Source organism: Psychrobacter okhotskensis (assembly GCF_965638355.1).
Classification (GTDB): Bacteria; Pseudomonadota; Gammaproteobacteria; order Pseudomonadales; family Moraxellaceae; genus Psychrobacter; species Psychrobacter okhotskensis.
This window is the reverse complement of the sequence record NZ_OZ281822.1, coordinates 67,094-83,764: the sequence shown is the minus strand read 5'-3', so window position 1 is coordinate 83,764 and position 16,671 is coordinate 67,094. Positions and strand designations below refer to the sequence as shown.

Genomic DNA, 16,671 nt, shown 5'->3' with positions numbered 1-16,671 from the left:
AAATCAGTTTATGAAAGTTAGCTTTTATGTATTAAGCGACAGTAAAGCCCAAGATTTCTTGGGCTTTATTTGTCAGTTGACCCAAACGGCGCTCAATAAAAGCAATCAGTCGTTGCTAATTCTTATTGAAAAAGACGATGAATTATCATCCTCGCTTGATGAAGCACTATGGGCACAAGAGGCGACGAGTTTTATACCGCATCAACGCCTGTTCGCTAAAAGTGATGAAAGTGCTAATGCTAAAAGCGATAACACTGAGGTTGCTACCAATACCAACGAACAGCTAGCGCCTGTTCTGCTTGGCGGATATATGCCAGCAGATTTCAACGGTATCGTCATCAATACAACGGCACAGCCCGTGAATACCTTTATGCAAGCGACCAGTAATGCTCAACCGACCCGTATTCTTGAGCTGATTAAACCTGACGCGACGAGTGTGCAACAAGGTCGTGACAAATATAAGCACTATCAACAATTAGGCTATAAGCTGACTCATTTTAAAGTCTAACCTTTAATATCTCTTCTATTTTTTCACGATAAAAATGCTTCCATCTTCCTCATACAACGCTATGCTCTTAGCTCTATACGCCCTCCTATCTGCTTAGACAGGTATGGGTTAAAGGTAGGCGCTTATCTTAAAAAATGCTACCATCCTTCGATTAGTTTTCCGTTTTCATTATAAATGTCTTATTTATCGTCGAAACTGTTTTAAGTGGCTACAAGGCAACCGAGCGCAAATCGTACACTTAGGTACAGGAAGCGAGGGTAACGCCGTAACCATTTACAAATGCTTCGACCATATCGACTAACTCGAAGTTGTATAGATGCGTTCATTGATTGCGATGTACCAGCGTATAGGGCTGGTGCCGCTCATTATTATTGGTTTAATATTAGGGGTATTAATTGGTTGGTTGGCACCAGATACCGGTATAGCACTAGGCTTATTGGGTACGCTATTTGTGGGTGCACTAAAAGCGGTGGCGCCGATACTGGTATTTATTTTGGTCATCGCAGCGATTAGTCAGCATCGTAGTGGCAATGAAGTCTTCGTCAAGCCCGTGCTCATTATGTATATGTTCGGCACTTTTTTGGCCGCCCTCACTGCGGTGGGCGCAAGCTTCTTATTCCCGACCGAGCTGACGTTAGTGAATGCTACTATCGAGCAAGTACCACCGGCGAACCTCAAAGAGGTATTGACCAATTTGCTGATGAATTTGGTTGCCAACCCTATCAACGCCATCGCTGAAGCCAACTATATCGGTATATTAGCGTGGGCAATCATCATTGGCTTTGCGCTGCGTCAAGCCAGTGATACGGCTCGTACTGTCGTCGGTGATTTTGCGGATGCTATCTCACAAGTCGTGAAATGGGTCATTGCTCTAGCGCCCTTTGGTATCTTAGGTCTAGTTGCCAATACCGTCGCGGAGACAGGCTTTGGTGCATTAGCGGGTTATGCGCGTATCTTAATGGTACTGGTCGGTTGTATGCTATTTATCGCCTTGGTCGCCAACCCCATTATCGTGCTGATTAAGACGGGCAAAAACCCTTACCCACTGGTATTCACTTGCCTGCGCGAATCTGGTATTACCGCCTTCTTTACCCGTAGTTCGGCGGCCAATATTCCCGTCAATATGAACCTTGCACGTAAACTGGGTCTGCATGAAGACACTTATTCAGTAACGATTCCACTGGGCGCGACCATTAATATGGCAGGCGCGGCGATTACGATTAACGTCTTAACGCTGGCTGCAGCTCATACCTTGGGTATCGAAGTGACGTTCGCTTCAGCGCTGCTACTCAGTCTGGTGGCAACCATTAGTGCTTGCGGTGCGTCTGGTGTCGCTGGTGGTTCATTGTTACTGATTCCATTGGCGGCGAGCTTGTTTAGTATTCCAAACGAAATCGCCATGCAAGTGGTGGCAATTGGCTTTATCATCGGTGTTATTCAAGACTCTGCAGAAACAGCACTGAACTCATCGACTGACGTACTATTTACCGCAGCAGCTGATCCTAAATATTCGCGTTAATTGATAGATATTCAGATTGATAAATTAAGAACCACAAACAGAAAAGGGCCTCATTTAATCAGTGAGGCCCTTTTTATTGTCTGCTGTTTACTACTGCTTCAAGTGTTCAATATCCACTTCAATGACTGGCGTCTGTAGATCTATCTGACGTTTTAGTTGACGTAGTTGTTCCACCTCGTCTAATAGCTCCAGTATCAAGCCAATCGCTGGTACGCTGGCTTCAAAGTCGCGACTTAGACGCGAAGCACGGCGCACAGTCGTCAGCTGATAACCGGTAAATTGCTGATGCTCTGGCACATCGTATTCAATGATGTTTTCTTCAATCAGTTCGATGACCCATTGGCGCTCTTGACCACAGGCGGATACCAGCTCATCTAAGCTCATGATAATGTCGGTAAATTCAGGCGAGTTTTTCATAATTATTATCCTCGTATGCTCTTTATTTCATCGTTATCGTATTCATCTCTGTTCGTTGTTGCTTATTGCAGTAATGAGCCATTGTTATTAACACTCTATTTAACATTCTATTTAACGCTCAATAGCGGTATCAGCAAAGGCTTGCTTTAACTGCTCGTAAGCTTGGGTTGCAGCCTCGCTGCTAATCTCAGGGTTGACGATGTTTAAGGTTAAGTATAAATCACCCGCTTGCTTAGCAGGGATACCCTTACCTTTTAAGCGTAAGTTGCTACCAGATTTACTGTTTTTAGGAATCGTCACACCAAGCGTACCTGCTGGCGTGCTGACGTTTATCTTCTCTCCCAATGCCGCTTCCCACGGGGCTATATTTACCGTCTGATAAACATTCGCGCCTTCGATACGGATATTGGCTGCATGGCGAATCTTAACTTTTAAGAATAAATCGCCATTTTTACCACTACCACCGCCAGCAGCACCTTGTCCTGTTAAGCGAATTTGCTTGCCATCAGTGATACCTTTGGGGATTTTAATTTTTAGGGTTTTATTGTCATAATCGACGCTGCCGTTGGGCTGACGCACAGGGACGTTTAGCTTAATACTATAGTCATCACCGCTATATACCGAAGACAAATCAACGGTAATCTCTGCATGTTGGTCTTGACCCTTGCTATCTTGTGCGCCAAAACCACCACCAAATTGATCGAAGCCAGCACTTTGAGAGCGGCTACCTGCCTGCCCATTGGTTGAGCCACGTGCGCCACGACCAAATGCCGAGAATATATCATCGAAGCGAAAGCCACCATCGCCGTAGGCTGCGCCATCACCAAACTGGTCTTTGATATCTTCCCAGCGAAAGCCACCCTGCCCAGCGCCTGCTGATTGACCGCCGAAGCCACCAAAACCGCCAGTGCCAGCTTGACCAGCAAACGGGTTGTTTAGCATCGCGTCATATTCAGCACGCTTGTCTTTATCTCGAATGGTTTCGTAAGCGTTATTGATTTCAGCAATCTTATTATCAGCGTCCGGATCGTCACTGACATCTGGATGAAATTGACGAACAAGCTTACGATATTTTTTCTTAATATCAGCATCAGAGGCGTCTTTTTTGACCCCTAAAATATCATAGTAATTTTTCTCTGCCATATTGTTTTTCCTTATCGCATTTATTTCTAATAAATTCAGTTAATACATAATCAGTTAATACATAATATGGGGATAATGAGTCAATATTTCATTTTTCGCTTGCTGCGGTAATTAATAAGATATTACCAGTAATGATGCCAAGCGACACCAGCCCTTACGCTATCTGAGTCATTGACGACGCTATTATTAGAATCGGTATCAGTATGAGTAATAATAATTCTAGCATCATTATTTTTTGACAACTGTTGTCGCAATGTCAGCTCAGTTTGCGAGAGTGACGAGCGGCCCTCACGCTTATTAAGAGTATAAGTCAGCTCAGCGGCTTGGCCTTTTTTTTTCGCACGCAATCCCAGCTCAATCCCCACATCCAGATGCCTATCTTGGTCGTGGACAGTCGCATTTACCATACCATAGCCAAGCGCATACCTGCCAAGCATAACACCAGCGCCAACCCCAGCTTGGCCATAAGGACTATGATTGTCCCCGGTAAATAAATCTGTGCGAGCGCCGGTTTTCAATTGCCAAGACAGCTTAGGCTCTCCCGCTAAAGGCTGGGCTAAATCTTCAATTTGCTGCATATCCAAAAACACAAAATCCGTGACCGATAATTTACTTTCATCAAAATCATAGCCAAGTGACAGTTGCACAGCTTCAAAGCGTTTATTGATATCGTTGTGAGGGTTTAGAGGGTCCTTCACAAATAACGATACGCCTACTTGTGCTTCATCCTCAGATAAAACTACTTTAGTTTGCGTCGTTTTATTACTTAACGCCGGTGACGCCTTCTCCAGTACTGTTAATGTGCCCAAGCCATTACTGGCAGGCAAAGTAAACCGTTGGCTCAATAGTTTCTTTTTTAATGCTTGATGCTGCGGGGTATTATTTTGGGAGATTTTATAGGTGCGATGCAAAATCAAAAAATCAATTGCTAAGGCTCTATCGTCTGGATTTAAGCGTAATAGTGGCGCGATAGTCTCCGTACGAATGACCGAGTTAATGACATTTTGGATGGGTTTTGGTAGTTGTACAAACTTTGCTCTTAATTGCGTTTGTTCAGAAGGTAAATAGCGCACAGAAGCAATCAGAGGTTCAGCGGCATCATCACTATATTCTAACAACTGATCAAACACATAATCTGGGGCATACCAAGGGCCTACGCGCTCAGTGGTTTTAATATCGCTAACCAGCTCCAATATCTCACCCGTACGATAGCCACAGTTTTGCTTAATAAAATAATAGTCGAATCGAGCAGATTTGGCTTCATATAAATGGTAGTTCAACAGCTGGGTTTCAAACGCGCCAAGATTGAGAACGTATTCCCACATGTCTCTTTGCTCATTTTTAGAGTACACCGCATCGTGCTTAAAAAACTCTGCCTCAGAAAAACCTGAATCATAAAACCCAAAAAGCCCTTTAATGGCGTACATCGCACCATTTTCGTTTGCGGGAATACGAGCGCCAAAATTGTATGAGCTATTGAGTAAGTCCTCACTTGAAAGTTGCCGAACTCCATTCTCTTTTCGATCCATAGCGCTACTGGTCTTAACCAAGACATGACCAAATGAGGAAGCAGGATTTTTTAAATAGTTGCTCACTAAAATAAGGCTTATTTCTTGATTTGGGTTCGGTAAATCTAGACAGTTTTGCCAATCAATTTTTAATTCCGGTAGATGCTTATTAAGCCACAAATATCTAGCAGGATAACGACAAACAATCTCATTATCGCTCGCATGTCTTAAGGTGGCTATTAACTCTTTATAAGGGCTAAAAGTGGCGATCGATTGCACACTGGGATCTGTTAGATAAAAATTTGGCGATATCACTTCAGCTTTGCCATTTTTATAAAATAATAAGTGTTGCCATTGCTTATGCTCAGACAATATTTTTAATTTTTGCGAGTCAATATCAAGCTTATTATTCACTTCTTGCCTGCTTTGTACGTTTATCTGCACAGTGTCAACGTCATCAGCAGTGTTAGTTTTTTCATAAGACTTACTATTGACAGTGACAAGTGGCTCTTTTACGTCAACGTATGCTGAGTCTTTTGTATTGGGTTCTATTGCATTAGGTTCTGCTGCATAGGCAGTGGACAGACCTAAACAGGCTACCCACAAAAATAATTTTTGCATATTTTTTAGACACCATTTTTTAGATGCTTTTTTTAGGCATCGGTTTTAGACAGCAGAAGTATAGGAGCAATAAAAAACACGCAAACGCTAAGTTTACGTGTCTTTATAGTTTAGCAATCAAAGTTTAGCCATCAAGCGCTTGACTTGATGACTTGGCGCTTTAGATAGCACAGCTTTGTTTAACGATGCTATATAACGCTTCAGCGTTTTGGTCTTGAGTTGCCGTACGGTAAGCAGAAGTTTGCGCATATTGACCATACTGAGCACGTACGCTAGCCGCTGAATCACAGTTCGCAACACTATTTAGTGCCGATAAGTGAGCACCTTGGCCTGAAGCTAAGTCTTTTTCGACACTTGGAAACGCTTCTTTAATCAAAACGGCCGCTTTCACATTACCGCCCTGACAAGTTTCAGGAGACATTGAGTCAGAAATCGCAGCAGTGGTACCTAAATCCCAAGTTACATTCGAGATAATAGCCAGAATAGCGCTTGAGTTGCCAAATATAGCACCACCAAGACCGCACTCTTTATAAACTTGCTCGATAGTACGGCCACTTTCAACAGCGGCATTGGCAGTAGCAAATGGAATCATAGCAGCAACAACTGAAGCAATCGCAATTTTTTTCAACATAAAACTTCCTCAAAAGGGGACTAAAAAAATAAGTGAATAAACGGTTAGATCAAACCTATAGTGAGTATTATCGATACTCTAAAATAATGTTTAACCTTGCGCATTTTACAAAGTTGTAAGAATATAGCAAGTTTTATTTACATTATTTTGTGCTGAATTTCTTATCCCAAATATGGTAGCGTTGAATTGCGCTAACATACTGATTCAAAACGATACTGCAAGCGTCTTATTATAAGGGCTGAGGCTTATGAAAACCTTGTTTAAACCCCTGTTAGTCTCATCTAAAACAAATTAATTTTTCTTTGAAATCAATGCTTTATTCTGTATTTTTACTGGTCATTAGTCGATTCTTACTATGAAAATATTTGACCTCTAGCGTTCTTTTACAGAGCAGTAAGGATATGACAAGCTATGTACGTTAAAATGGATATAGTGTTCATGCTCATAGGGAGTATGGACGATATAGGCAAGCCTATCTGTCTATTTTATAAATTGTTTAAAGGTATTAAATGTCTTATTTCATCAAGTCTTTAGTTATCACTTTATCACTACTATTAAGCACCACAGTGTTCGCTGGTAATACCAGCTATTACGGTAGTAAGTTTCACGGTAAGCGTACCGCCAGTGGCAGTATCTTTAACATGAACTCTTTGACCGCTGCGCATAAAACCTTGCCATTCGGTACAAAGGTACAAGTGACCAATAAAAAGACCAAGCAGAGCGTGATCGTAAAAATTACGGATAGAGGGCCTTTCATTCGAGGACGCATTCTTGATTTATCTAAAGCTGCTGCTAGTCAGATAAACTGCGAGCTTTGTACGACCACAATGAAAATACTCTCTTATGGTGATGGTAAATACCGTCTGCAATAATGTAAAAAAAAGGGAGAGCTAACGCTCTCCCTTTTTTTATGCCTGTTATTATCAGTGAGTAACGGCTTCACCCATTATAAAACCTATTTATTCAAAACCAGCTTCCATTTCCTCTAACGTCGTCATAGATATCAAGAGCTTTTCTTCATTGTCGCTGTGCTGCTGCTGTAACGCCGTTTGCTCATTGAGCAAAATCAGTAAATCCGACTTACGACTGTCTTCATACAGATCTGTATTGGCCAGCTTTTCTTCTAGAGCCACTAGCTGCTCATCAATTTTGGCCAATGCCTTTTCGGTATTTTCAATATCACGACGAATCGGCGCGGTCAATTTACGTTGTTCAGCGGCCATTTTGCGCAGCGCATCTTTACTAAGCGTTGGTTGAGCAGCTTCGTTTTTTGCCGGTGCTTTGCTAGTAGAGGAAGAATTGTTGGATACTCCTTCAGCTGTTTCACGTGAAACAAACTTCTTATTCGCTTTTTTATTCTTTTTCTTACTGCTGCTTTTGTCTGTTGAATTCTCTTGCTTGCGCTTTTCTGCCAGCCACTTACCATAGTCGCTGATGTCACCATCGAACTCATCGATTTGACCATCATGGACTAAGTACAGCTCATCACAGACGTTGGCAATCAACTCGCGATCATGCGACACCAGTACTACTGCCCCTTCAAACCCTTGTAAGGCGATGGTCAACGCTTGGCGCATTTGTAAGTCTAAATGGTTGGTTGGCTCATCGAGTACAAGGACATTCGGACGTTGCCAAACTATCAAAGCTAACGTTAAGCGCGCACGCTCACCACCAGAGAATAGCTCACTGATGGTATCGATACGGTCGCCACGGAAATCAAAGCTACCTAAAAACGAGCGCAGCATCGCATCAGACGTTTTACCTGCTAGGCGACGTAACATCTCGATTGGGGTTGCCTTAGGGTCAAGGATATCCATTTGATGCTGATTAAAGTAGCCAAGCTTCAGCGTATCTGAAACTTTATAACTGCCTTTTAATACACTAAGCTCACCGACTAGGGCTTTAACCAACGTCGATTTACCCGCGCCATTCATCCCAAGCAGCCCGATACGGGTATCAGGGGTCACTTGCACATTGGCATTATAAAGTAGGGGCGTATCGCTATAACCAATATCGGCATCGGTTAGCTCAATCAATGGCGAGCTCATATTCGCTGGCTCATAAAAGCGGAACGAAAACGGGTTGTCTGCCATCATTGGTGATAGCTCTGCCATGCGCTCAAGCTGCTTGATACGGCTCTGTGCTTGTTTGGCCTTACTGGCCTTGGCACGGAAGCGACGAATAAAGTCATCCAAATGTGCCTTAGTCGCTTCTTGCTTTTCAAACGCTTGCTGCTGCTGCGCCATACGCTCATGACGGGTACGGATAAACTGCTGATAGTTACCCGTATAAAGGGTGATTTTTTGCTGCTCAACGTGCAAGATATGACCGACAGTATTGTCTAAGAAGGTTTGGTCATGTGAGATCACGATGACCAGACCGGTAAAGGCATTAATCCAAGTCTCAAGCCACAGAATGGCATCCAAGTCCAAATGGTTGGTTGGCTCATCGAGTAGCATTAAGTCAGCACGGCTCATCAAGGTTTTGGCGAGGTTTAAACGCATACGCCAACCACCCGAAAACCCTTCTACGGGCAGCTCATGTTGATTGGTATTAAAACCAAGACCCGCCATGATTTGCGCGGCTTTAGTCGGTGTACGATAGCCATCGATCTCATCAAACTGCTGATGCAACACCCCAATCTGCTCATCACTGACACTGCTCAAATCATTTAAAGCCGCGTTAATCTCATACCACTGCTCGTCACCACTTAACACATAATCAATCGCCGTTTGTGCACTCGCACCCACTTCCTGCGCCATATGCGCCACATGCCAGCTATCAGGAATGCTCACTTCGCCCCTATCAAGGGTAACCTCGGTATCGCCTGTGCCCATTCGCGTCAGTAATAAGGCAAACAAGGTCGATTTACCAGTGCCGTTATTGCCCGTTAAGCCAACTTTGTGGCCCGGATGTAGCTGGAAGCTTGCCCCTGCAAACAACTCACGACCATCACGGCGAACACCAACGTCTTTAAATTCGATCATATAATTTCTTCATCTCAACAGTAATATAAAATATAAGGCAATAAAAAACACACATCTGGCATGTTAACTGGCGGCTATTATTTCAAACGCTTGCCCCATAGGCAAACGATTAAATAACTATTTCAAAACCAAGCAGTTATTGTGCTAAAAAAGCCAGTCTTAAAACCCGTATGGACGATGATCCCTCTTGACAAACTAATCGTGACCCCCATTATGATATACTGCCAAAAGCGTAATGCCCGCAGACAACTAAAGGGTTGTGATGGCGCAACTACCAACCTTATAATAACCAAACGACATTGCTATAACGACAGCACCCAATTGAATCAAACGCCGCGCGTATCTTTATTTGCAACCATATAAGTTGCAAACCCAAACAGGACGACGACAGCATTTGATCCTAGCAACTGAGGTAGATATGAACGAATCAGCCAACCAATTTAATCCAAGCTCAAGCCAGCCGGTAGATCCTACCGTATTAAGCCTAACCGACAGTGCAGCACAAAAAGTGCGGCGCTTGCGCGAAGAAGAAGGTGACAGCGATCTTATGCTGCGCGTCTATGTGACTGGCGGCGGCTGCTCAGGTTTTTCTTACGGCTTTAACTTTGCCAATGACCTAAATGAGGACGATGCCAACTTTGACAATGGCGACGTCACTTTAGTCGTAGACTCATTAAGCTATCAGTATTTGCAAGGCTCTACCGTTGATTATACCGAAGGATTGGAAGGCGCGCGCTTTATCGTCACCAATCCAAATGCGACCACCACTTGTGGTTGCGGCTCGTCATTCTCTATTTAGCTCAAATATTACCTTCAGCCTTTTGATTAATAACTATTGTTAATTGATATTGGACGCATGGGAAATATTTCGATAAAATTAGTGTACAACTGCACTCCAAAGTCTCTATCATATACCGATGAACCGACTAAAAGCCTATTTGGTCGGTTTTTTATTGTTTTATTATAAGGATATGCTTAAATATCACCATATTTTTAGTAGCTACATTAATCAATGTGAATTTAAGCTGATTAATCGAAGCTATTAATTGATGACATTTTTGAGAAACTCTCTTTATATCCCAAACAATTAAGGTACATGACCAATGGCTAAATTAACACTTGACGCACTAAATGACATCGACGGCTTTATTGCAGCCGCGCTAGTAGACAGCGAATCTGGTCTTGCAATGGCCACGCTTGGTTCTGGCATCGATCTTGAGCTTGCCGCTGCTGGTAACACGGAAGTATTGCGCTCTAAACGTAAGGTTGCCGCAGCACTAGGTCTGAATGAGAGCATCGAAGATATCCTGATTACCCTAAGCAAGCAGTATCACTTGCTACGTCCATTAGTACGCAACGACAACTTGTTCTTATATCTTGTGCTTGATCGTCAAAAGTCAAACCTAGCGATGGCACGTCATAACCTAAAAAGCTTTGAAACTGAATTAGATTTTTCTTAAGTCAGTAATGAGCCCGTTATAACTCAATCATTTGCTCGTGACAATACCCGCACTGAGCTTGATTACTCGTAGCGTTCTAAAGCATCTACCCACTTGGTAGGTGCTTTTTTTAGTTTAGCCAATCCCTTGTTTTTGGCAATAAATTTTTTATTATCAATGATATAGACAACAATCACTTACTGACCTAAAGTATTCATGAGTAACTATAAAACGTGTAATACCGACGTAAATACGCCAAGTTTATTAGCCAAATAGTCATCGACCGACTTTAAGCAAAGCTTATTGTATTTGTAATTGTCCGTGGTTTTCAGGGTGGCTTTGAGCTAAACTGACGTCATTATTAATCTAAATACCTACCTCTTTTATGGTCATACACCTGTCGTGTTTTGAGCCGCCATAACAAATAACAATAGATGACTATTATGAGTAATTTTGCACATAGCTTTGTTAGTTTTGAAATCCCTAATTGGTTTGATACCCAGCACTTAGCGGGTATGCTGCGCGGTATCGAAAAAGAAGGTCTGCGCGTCAAGCCCGATGGCTATTTGGCGCAAACGCCGCACCCAATCAAACTTGGCTCCAAGCTCACGCATCCCTTTATTACAACCGATTATTCTGAGAGCTTGCTTGAGCTCATCACTGACCCAAAAACCAGCCCCAAAGAGACGCTAAATATGCTGCGTCAGCTCCATCTTTTAGTGTACCAAGGTATGCCTGAAGGTGAGCTCATGTGGCCACTATCGATGCCATGCATGCTGTCATCCAAAGACGAAGACATCCCTTTGGCGGATTATGGTAGCTCTAACACGGGTAAGCTAAAAACGTTATATCGTAGTGGTCTGGGTATTCGTTATGGTCGCCGCATGCAGACGATTGCTGGTTTGCATTACAACTTATCTTTCGGTGACAACCTATTCGAAGCGTGGCAAGCAAAAGTACCAGCTGCGCAAAGCCAAACGTTGACAGAATTTAAGAATGAGAAGTACCTAGGTCTGATTCGCAACTTTAAGCGTCTGACCAGTCTGGTACTGTATTTGCTAGGCGCCAGTCCCAGTGTCTGTCCTTGTTTTATAGCAGGACGCGAGCACGATTTAGAGCTGCTCAACGATTCAACTTATTACAAGCCTGCAGCGACCAGCCTACGTATGGGCAAGCTTGGCTATACCAATAGTGTGCAAGAGCAGCTGGATATTCGCTATAACTATCTACCAGAGTATGTCGCTGGCCTACGCCGCGCGATTCAAACGCCGCACGAGAGCTTTGAAAAGCTTGGTTTGGATGATGCTGAGGGTCATCCTATCCAGATCAATAACCATATTCTACAAATAGAAAATGAATACTATAGCCCTATCCGCCCCAAACAAATTGCGATGAGTGGCGAGACGCCTACCGAAGCGCTGGAGCGTCGCGGCATCGCTTACGTTGAGTTCCGCGCTATTGATCTCGATCCTTATAGCGATATCGGTATCCGTCTATCGAGCGCTTGTTTTTTAGAAGTGATGGCGCTTTATTGCTTGCTAAATGATTCGCCTGAATTGATGCCTGAGGAAGAAGAAGCGCTGGCCATCAATCTTGAGCGCGTGGTCAATGAAGGTCGCCGTGACAATTTGCACATCATTAATAATGGTGCGGAGCAATCACTAGAAAGCTGGATGTTGATACACCTAGATCGTATGCAACCTCTAGCCGCCCTACTCGATGCGCACTATGGTGGTAATGACTACCGTGCGGCGGTAGCATTGATGCAAGGCAAAGCGGGACATTCTGAATCGACCATATCGGCGCAAGTAAACTCTGATAGCAAACGTCTAGGCAGTTTATGGCAGCTGGGCTTTACCTTAGCGCAGCAGCATCGCGATTCTCTCTTGCAACAAACTCTTAGCCCCAATAACCAAGCCAAATATGAAGTATTGGCTGAAAAATCAATACTTCAGCAAGCAGAAATTGAAGCCGCCGAGACCGAAGACTTTATGGACTTCTTACAACAGTATCGCTAATTAACGTTTTCTATTGTTCATGGTATTTTATTGTTTATAGGGCGTGTTGAACATTCGACCATGGCACTGACAGAGACTATTTTTTAGGCGATTCAACGTTAAAAATCTTAAGTTTAGTCTTTCTAAACGTCTATTTTTAACACAGAAGCGGCAAAAAACAGTCCTGTCCCTACGGGCTGATGCTAAAATCGCCCCATACTGCGTTGCAAGTCTAGCTAAGGTATTAACATTATCGTCGACTTGCGCCTTGTATGAAACCATTTTAGCAATCAGCAGTGCCTATTTGTGAATGTTCAACACGCCCTAGTGTTTTATTGATTATTTTATAAGAGTATTTGACCAATGCTAAAGCTAACCACCTACCGTAACTTGCAAGTCTTTTTGGTATTAATGGCAGTGATAGGAATGAGCTTTGCGCTGTTTTATTTACAGCGCCATCTGGGTCTATCACCTTGCCCACTTTGTGTTTTTCAGCGTATCGGCCTGATGGTTATGGGTGGCTTTGCCTTAATAGCAGCACTGTTTAATCCGAAATCTAAAGTGGTAAGACTTATATTATGGCTTGGTAGCTTAGCAGGTATCGGCTGGGCTACTGCGGTTGCTGCGCGTCATGTCTGGTTACAACACTTGCCCGCTGACCAAGTCCCTTCTTGTGGTCCGGGATTAGACTATTGGCTCGACACCTTACCAATGAAGCAAGTCTTGAATGAAGTGTTTGCTGGTTCTGGTGAGTGTGCTGAGATTGCTTGGCGATTTATGGGCTTGAGTATTCCTGAGCAATCACTGATTCTTTTTAGCATTCTATTGATAGTGCATGTAATAATATTATGGCGCATCGTACGCCCTGCTACCCCTATTCGTCGTGCTTAACAGCAATCGGCGCGGCTAACTACCAAGCAAGATAACGCTTTATACTTTTATACAATGGCAAATCTCTAACATAAAGGGATTTGCCATTTTTTTATGCGCTTTCTTTTTTATGCGCTGTATTTATTGCTGTTATTGAATCGCTATTATTTATTATAAGTGTCGTTATAAGTGCTACCCTATCTGTTCTCCCATCGAGTTGATTATAACAAAAAGTCCACATAGATATCTTTGAGCTTTGGTATCGTGAGACAGCTTGTATACTTAACTGGTATAATGATGTGTTTTAATTATACATTCGTTAACTATCAACCATTAGCTACCAGCCATTAATGAACAAGCACAATGTTCAATATCTATAGCTCAGCCTTATTATTAATCGATACCAACCGATAAAACAATGCCGTCAGACGCCTAATACGGACTCAGTAAGCTCGTCCGCTTTTATCTCTGATAACAGCCATTGAGCTTCGGCGATCGCGCTGGCTCGGTCATAATTGACAATACTCGTAACGTTTCTAGAATCTATTTAAAAACTGTTTTTGGTATGCCATGATATATCTTACGTCTATTTTTTCTACCAGTTCTAATATCATAAGACGCGCTCGTCGACCCTTATTAGCCGTGCCTATCTGCTTACTGCTTATTGGTTGCGACAGCTCTTCGTCGACGACCAATAAAGGCATAAGCACTAAAGTTGCCCCCGTCGATAATACGGAAAACGCTGCTCTGCAAGATGCTGCGCAAGACAATCAGCAAACGGATACTGATATATCGGCCAATGCAGATACAGGTCAATCGCTCATTAACGCCGCCCAACCCGATGATGACACGCATACACGTCACTCACCCATGATCTCAGAGCCAAATGATAATAGTGCATTACAGGCTACGTTAATGGGCGATTATGGTGGTATGGTTCCTTGCGCATCTTGCGACAATATCGATATTACTCTGAACTTATTCGCCGATGGTTCAGTGTTAAAAACCAGCCTCTATAATAGTGCTGAGCCGCCGCGCCAGCCATTGCTCGAGTCGGGTATTTATCGCCAAGACAATGATACAATTACGATTGTTTATGAAAGTAAGCATATCGAAACCTATCATATCCAAGACAACCATCTGGTGATGATGGATGAGTACAAAAATCCCAACGGCGACTATACCTTGTCACGCAGATAAAAGTGCAGCAGTATAAAAGATTGAATACAATCAATCTAATGATGCCAAATAAGCAGTCGCATAACGCCTATCTATTGGGCGTTTTTTATTGGTCATCCAACAGTGTTTACTTTACAATAAGTGCCTGCTGGCTATAGAACAACCGAGCGCAAATAGGTCGTTTAGTATAGCAAGCGAGGTTTGCGCCGTAACCATTTATCAATGCTCTGATATAGCCAGCACTCGTGACCAATAGGTTGGGTACGTCCTAAAATACGCAGCGCTTTGATGTTGCTACCTTTTCGGATAACTCTACAATTTCATTTTCTTATTCAAGCTCGTACGGAACGTCTATGCATATTCATATTCTTGGTATTTGTGGTACTTTTATGGGCTCATTGGCCTTATTGGCACGCGAGCTTGGACATACGGTCACGGGCTCAGATGCCAATGTCTATCCACCGATGTCTACCCAACTTGAAGATGCGGGCGTGACGATTGAGCAAGGCTATCTGATAGAGCACTTGCAGCCAGCGCCAGATTTAGTCGTCGTTGGTAACGCCATGAAGCGCGGGATGGATGTCATCGAATATATGCTAGACACAGGTCTACGCTATACTTCAGGGCCACAATTTTTGTCTGAAAAAGTGTTGCAGTCGCATCACGTCATCGCCGTTGCCGGTACTCATGGTAAAACCACGACGACGACCATGCTTGCCTGGATACTGCATTATGCAGGTATTGATGCGGGGTTTTTGATTGGTGGTGTGCCGCTAGTCGATACCACTGACGAGCATTTGCAGCAAGTTTTTGCACATAGCAGCTATTTGGGTGCTGAAAAAACCAATGATGCAGCAGAAAAAACTGGCTATTTCGTGATTGAAGCTGATGAGTATGATTCGGCATTTTTTGATAAGCGTTCAAAATTCGTTCATTATCGCCCGCGTACTGCTATTTTAAACAACCTTGAATTTGATCATGCTGATATTTTTGCAGATCTCGATGCTATCCAGACCCAGTTCCATCACATGGTACGCATGATTCCGAGCACGGGTAAAATTATCATGCCGGCAGCAACTATTAGCCTAGAAGATACCTTAGCAAAAGGCGTTTGGACGCCTATTTGGCGCACGGCAGTGATTGACTCAACAGAGGCTAATGCTAATGACGGCGACAATAATACGACTCTAAAAAACAGTAGCGACTGGCAAGCCGAACTTATTAGCAAAGACGGCGGTCAATTCAAGGTTAGTTTCGCAGCTGATAAAGAAGCCACAGCGCTCATCGATTGGTCGATGAGCGGTATTCACAACGTCAATAATGCACTGGTTGCTGTCGCCGCTGCCTATAATGTTGGCGTCGATGTCAAAACTGCTTGCGCAGCGTTATCAGCATTTGCTGGTATCAAGCGTCGTATGGAACTCATCGGTGATGTAAATAATATTTTAGTGTTTGATGACTTTGCCCATCATCCGACTGCCATCACCACCACGTTGGATGGTGCCAAAAAGAAACTGGCTGATAGACGCATTTGGGCAATCATTGAGCCACGTAGTAACACCATGAAAATGGGCATTCATCAAGACAGTTTGGCTGAGTCTGCCGCCCTTGCCGACTATACACTTTGGTATGAGCCTACTGGTCTCGAATGGGGTCTAAAAGACGTCATCGACAATGCCAATACTGCCAATCCTAATATCGACAACCAACAGGTACTCTCTAGCGTCGATGCTATTATTGAACATATCACTAGCCATGCAAAAGCTGGTGATGCGATTGTCATTATGTCTAATGGCGGCTTTGAGAATATTCATCAGCGCCTATTAACGGCCTTGCGCGAGCAATAGTTCAA

General features: G+C 43.4%; 14 protein-coding genes. 9 read left to right on the top strand and 5 right to left on the bottom strand.

The genetic code is table 11. The features are described 5' to 3' along the window. Nucleotides 1-10 precede the first annotated feature (10 nt). Both ACSUPM_RS00325 and sstT read left to right on the top strand, forming a co-directional pair. Nucleotides 11-508, top strand: a complete 498-nt coding sequence (locus tag ACSUPM_RS00325; protein WP_436880062.1) for a DNA polymerase III subunit chi — start codon at nucleotides 11-13, stop codon at nucleotides 506-508. A gap of 316 nt (nucleotides 509-824) precedes the next feature. Further along, nucleotides 825-2,027 (top strand): serine/threonine transporter SstT, encoded by a 1,203-nt coding sequence (sstT, locus tag ACSUPM_RS00320; protein ID WP_101211375.1) that lies wholly within the window; start codon nucleotides 825-827, stop codon nucleotides 2,025-2,027. A 90-nt stretch (nucleotides 2,028-2,117) separates the two neighbouring features. Here the strand turns inward: sstT and ACSUPM_RS00315 are convergent, their stop codons facing one another. From ACSUPM_RS00315 to ACSUPM_RS00300, 4 genes are all read right to left on the bottom strand, one after another. After that, entirely contained in the window at nucleotides 2,118-2,444 is a 327-nt protein-coding gene (locus tag ACSUPM_RS00315; RefSeq protein ID WP_025652614.1) for a chaperone modulator CbpM, read from the bottom strand. Nucleotides 2,445-2,555: 111 nt separating this feature from the next. Beyond that, a complete protein-coding gene (locus ACSUPM_RS00310) occupies nucleotides 2,556-3,587 on the bottom strand; it encodes a DnaJ C-terminal domain-containing protein (protein WP_025652615.1) in 1,032 nt (343 codons plus the stop codon). 122 nt (nucleotides 3,588-3,709) lie between these two features. Beyond that, the gene (locus ACSUPM_RS00305; RefSeq protein ID WP_201617135.1) at nucleotides 3,710-5,716 is read right to left on the bottom strand and encodes an Lnb N-terminal periplasmic domain-containing protein; all 2,007 of its coding nucleotides are present in this window, start codon (nucleotides 5,714-5,716) and stop codon (nucleotides 3,710-3,712) included. A gap of 160 nt (nucleotides 5,717-5,876) precedes the next feature. Next, nucleotides 5,877-6,347: a DUF3015 family protein gene (locus tag ACSUPM_RS00300; RefSeq protein WP_201617137.1), complete on the bottom strand. Its 471-nt coding sequence runs from the start codon at nucleotides 6,345-6,347 to the stop codon at nucleotides 5,877-5,879. A 509-nt stretch (nucleotides 6,348-6,856) separates the two neighbouring features. On the opposite strand from ACSUPM_RS00300, the gene ACSUPM_RS00295 reads away from it, so the two are divergent. Next, the gene (locus ACSUPM_RS00295) at nucleotides 6,857-7,219 is read left to right on the top strand and encodes a septal ring lytic transglycosylase RlpA family protein (RefSeq protein ID WP_025652616.1); all 363 of its coding nucleotides are present in this window, start codon (nucleotides 6,857-6,859) and stop codon (nucleotides 7,217-7,219) included. 87 nt (nucleotides 7,220-7,306) lie between these two features. Here the strand turns inward: ACSUPM_RS00295 and ACSUPM_RS00290 are convergent, their stop codons facing one another. Next, entirely contained in the window at nucleotides 7,307-9,334 is a 2,028-nt protein-coding gene (locus ACSUPM_RS00290; RefSeq protein ID WP_436880061.1) for an ABC-F family ATP-binding cassette domain-containing protein, read from the bottom strand. Between the two features lie 418 nt (nucleotides 9,335-9,752). On the opposite strand from ACSUPM_RS00290, the gene erpA reads away from it, so the two are divergent. The 6 genes from erpA (at nucleotide 9,753) to mpl (ending at nucleotide 16,666) form a co-directional block, all read left to right on the top strand. Then, complete coding sequence (gene erpA / locus ACSUPM_RS00285; RefSeq protein WP_025652618.1) at nucleotides 9,753-10,133, top strand: iron-sulfur cluster insertion protein ErpA; 381 nt, start codon at nucleotides 9,753-9,755, stop codon at nucleotides 10,131-10,133. A 304-nt stretch (nucleotides 10,134-10,437) separates the two neighbouring features. Beyond that, the gene (locus ACSUPM_RS00280; RefSeq protein ID WP_173239012.1) at nucleotides 10,438-10,794 is read left to right on the top strand and encodes a roadblock/LC7 domain-containing protein; all 357 of its coding nucleotides are present in this window, start codon (nucleotides 10,438-10,440) and stop codon (nucleotides 10,792-10,794) included. 422 nt (nucleotides 10,795-11,216) lie between these two features. Continuing rightward, a complete protein-coding gene (gene gshA / locus ACSUPM_RS00275) occupies nucleotides 11,217-12,791 on the top strand; it encodes a glutamate--cysteine ligase (protein WP_173239013.1) in 1,575 nt (524 codons plus the stop codon). A gap of 342 nt (nucleotides 12,792-13,133) precedes the next feature. Further along, entirely contained in the window at nucleotides 13,134-13,661 is a 528-nt protein-coding gene (locus ACSUPM_RS00270; protein ID WP_025652621.1) for a disulfide bond formation protein B, read from the top strand. Nucleotides 13,662-14,210: 549 nt separating this feature from the next. Beyond that, nucleotides 14,211-14,840 carry a copper resistance protein NlpE N-terminal domain-containing protein gene (locus ACSUPM_RS00265; RefSeq protein WP_201567546.1) on the top strand — a complete coding sequence of 210 codons (630 nt, stop codon included), beginning with the start codon at nucleotides 14,211-14,213 and terminating at the stop codon, nucleotides 14,838-14,840. A 332-nt stretch (nucleotides 14,841-15,172) separates the two neighbouring features. Beyond that, complete coding sequence (gene mpl / locus ACSUPM_RS00260; RefSeq protein ID WP_436880060.1) at nucleotides 15,173-16,666, top strand: UDP-N-acetylmuramate:L-alanyl-gamma-D-glutamyl-meso-diaminopimelate ligase; 1,494 nt, start codon at nucleotides 15,173-15,175, stop codon at nucleotides 16,664-16,666. Nucleotides 16,667-16,671: the final 5 nt, after the last annotated feature.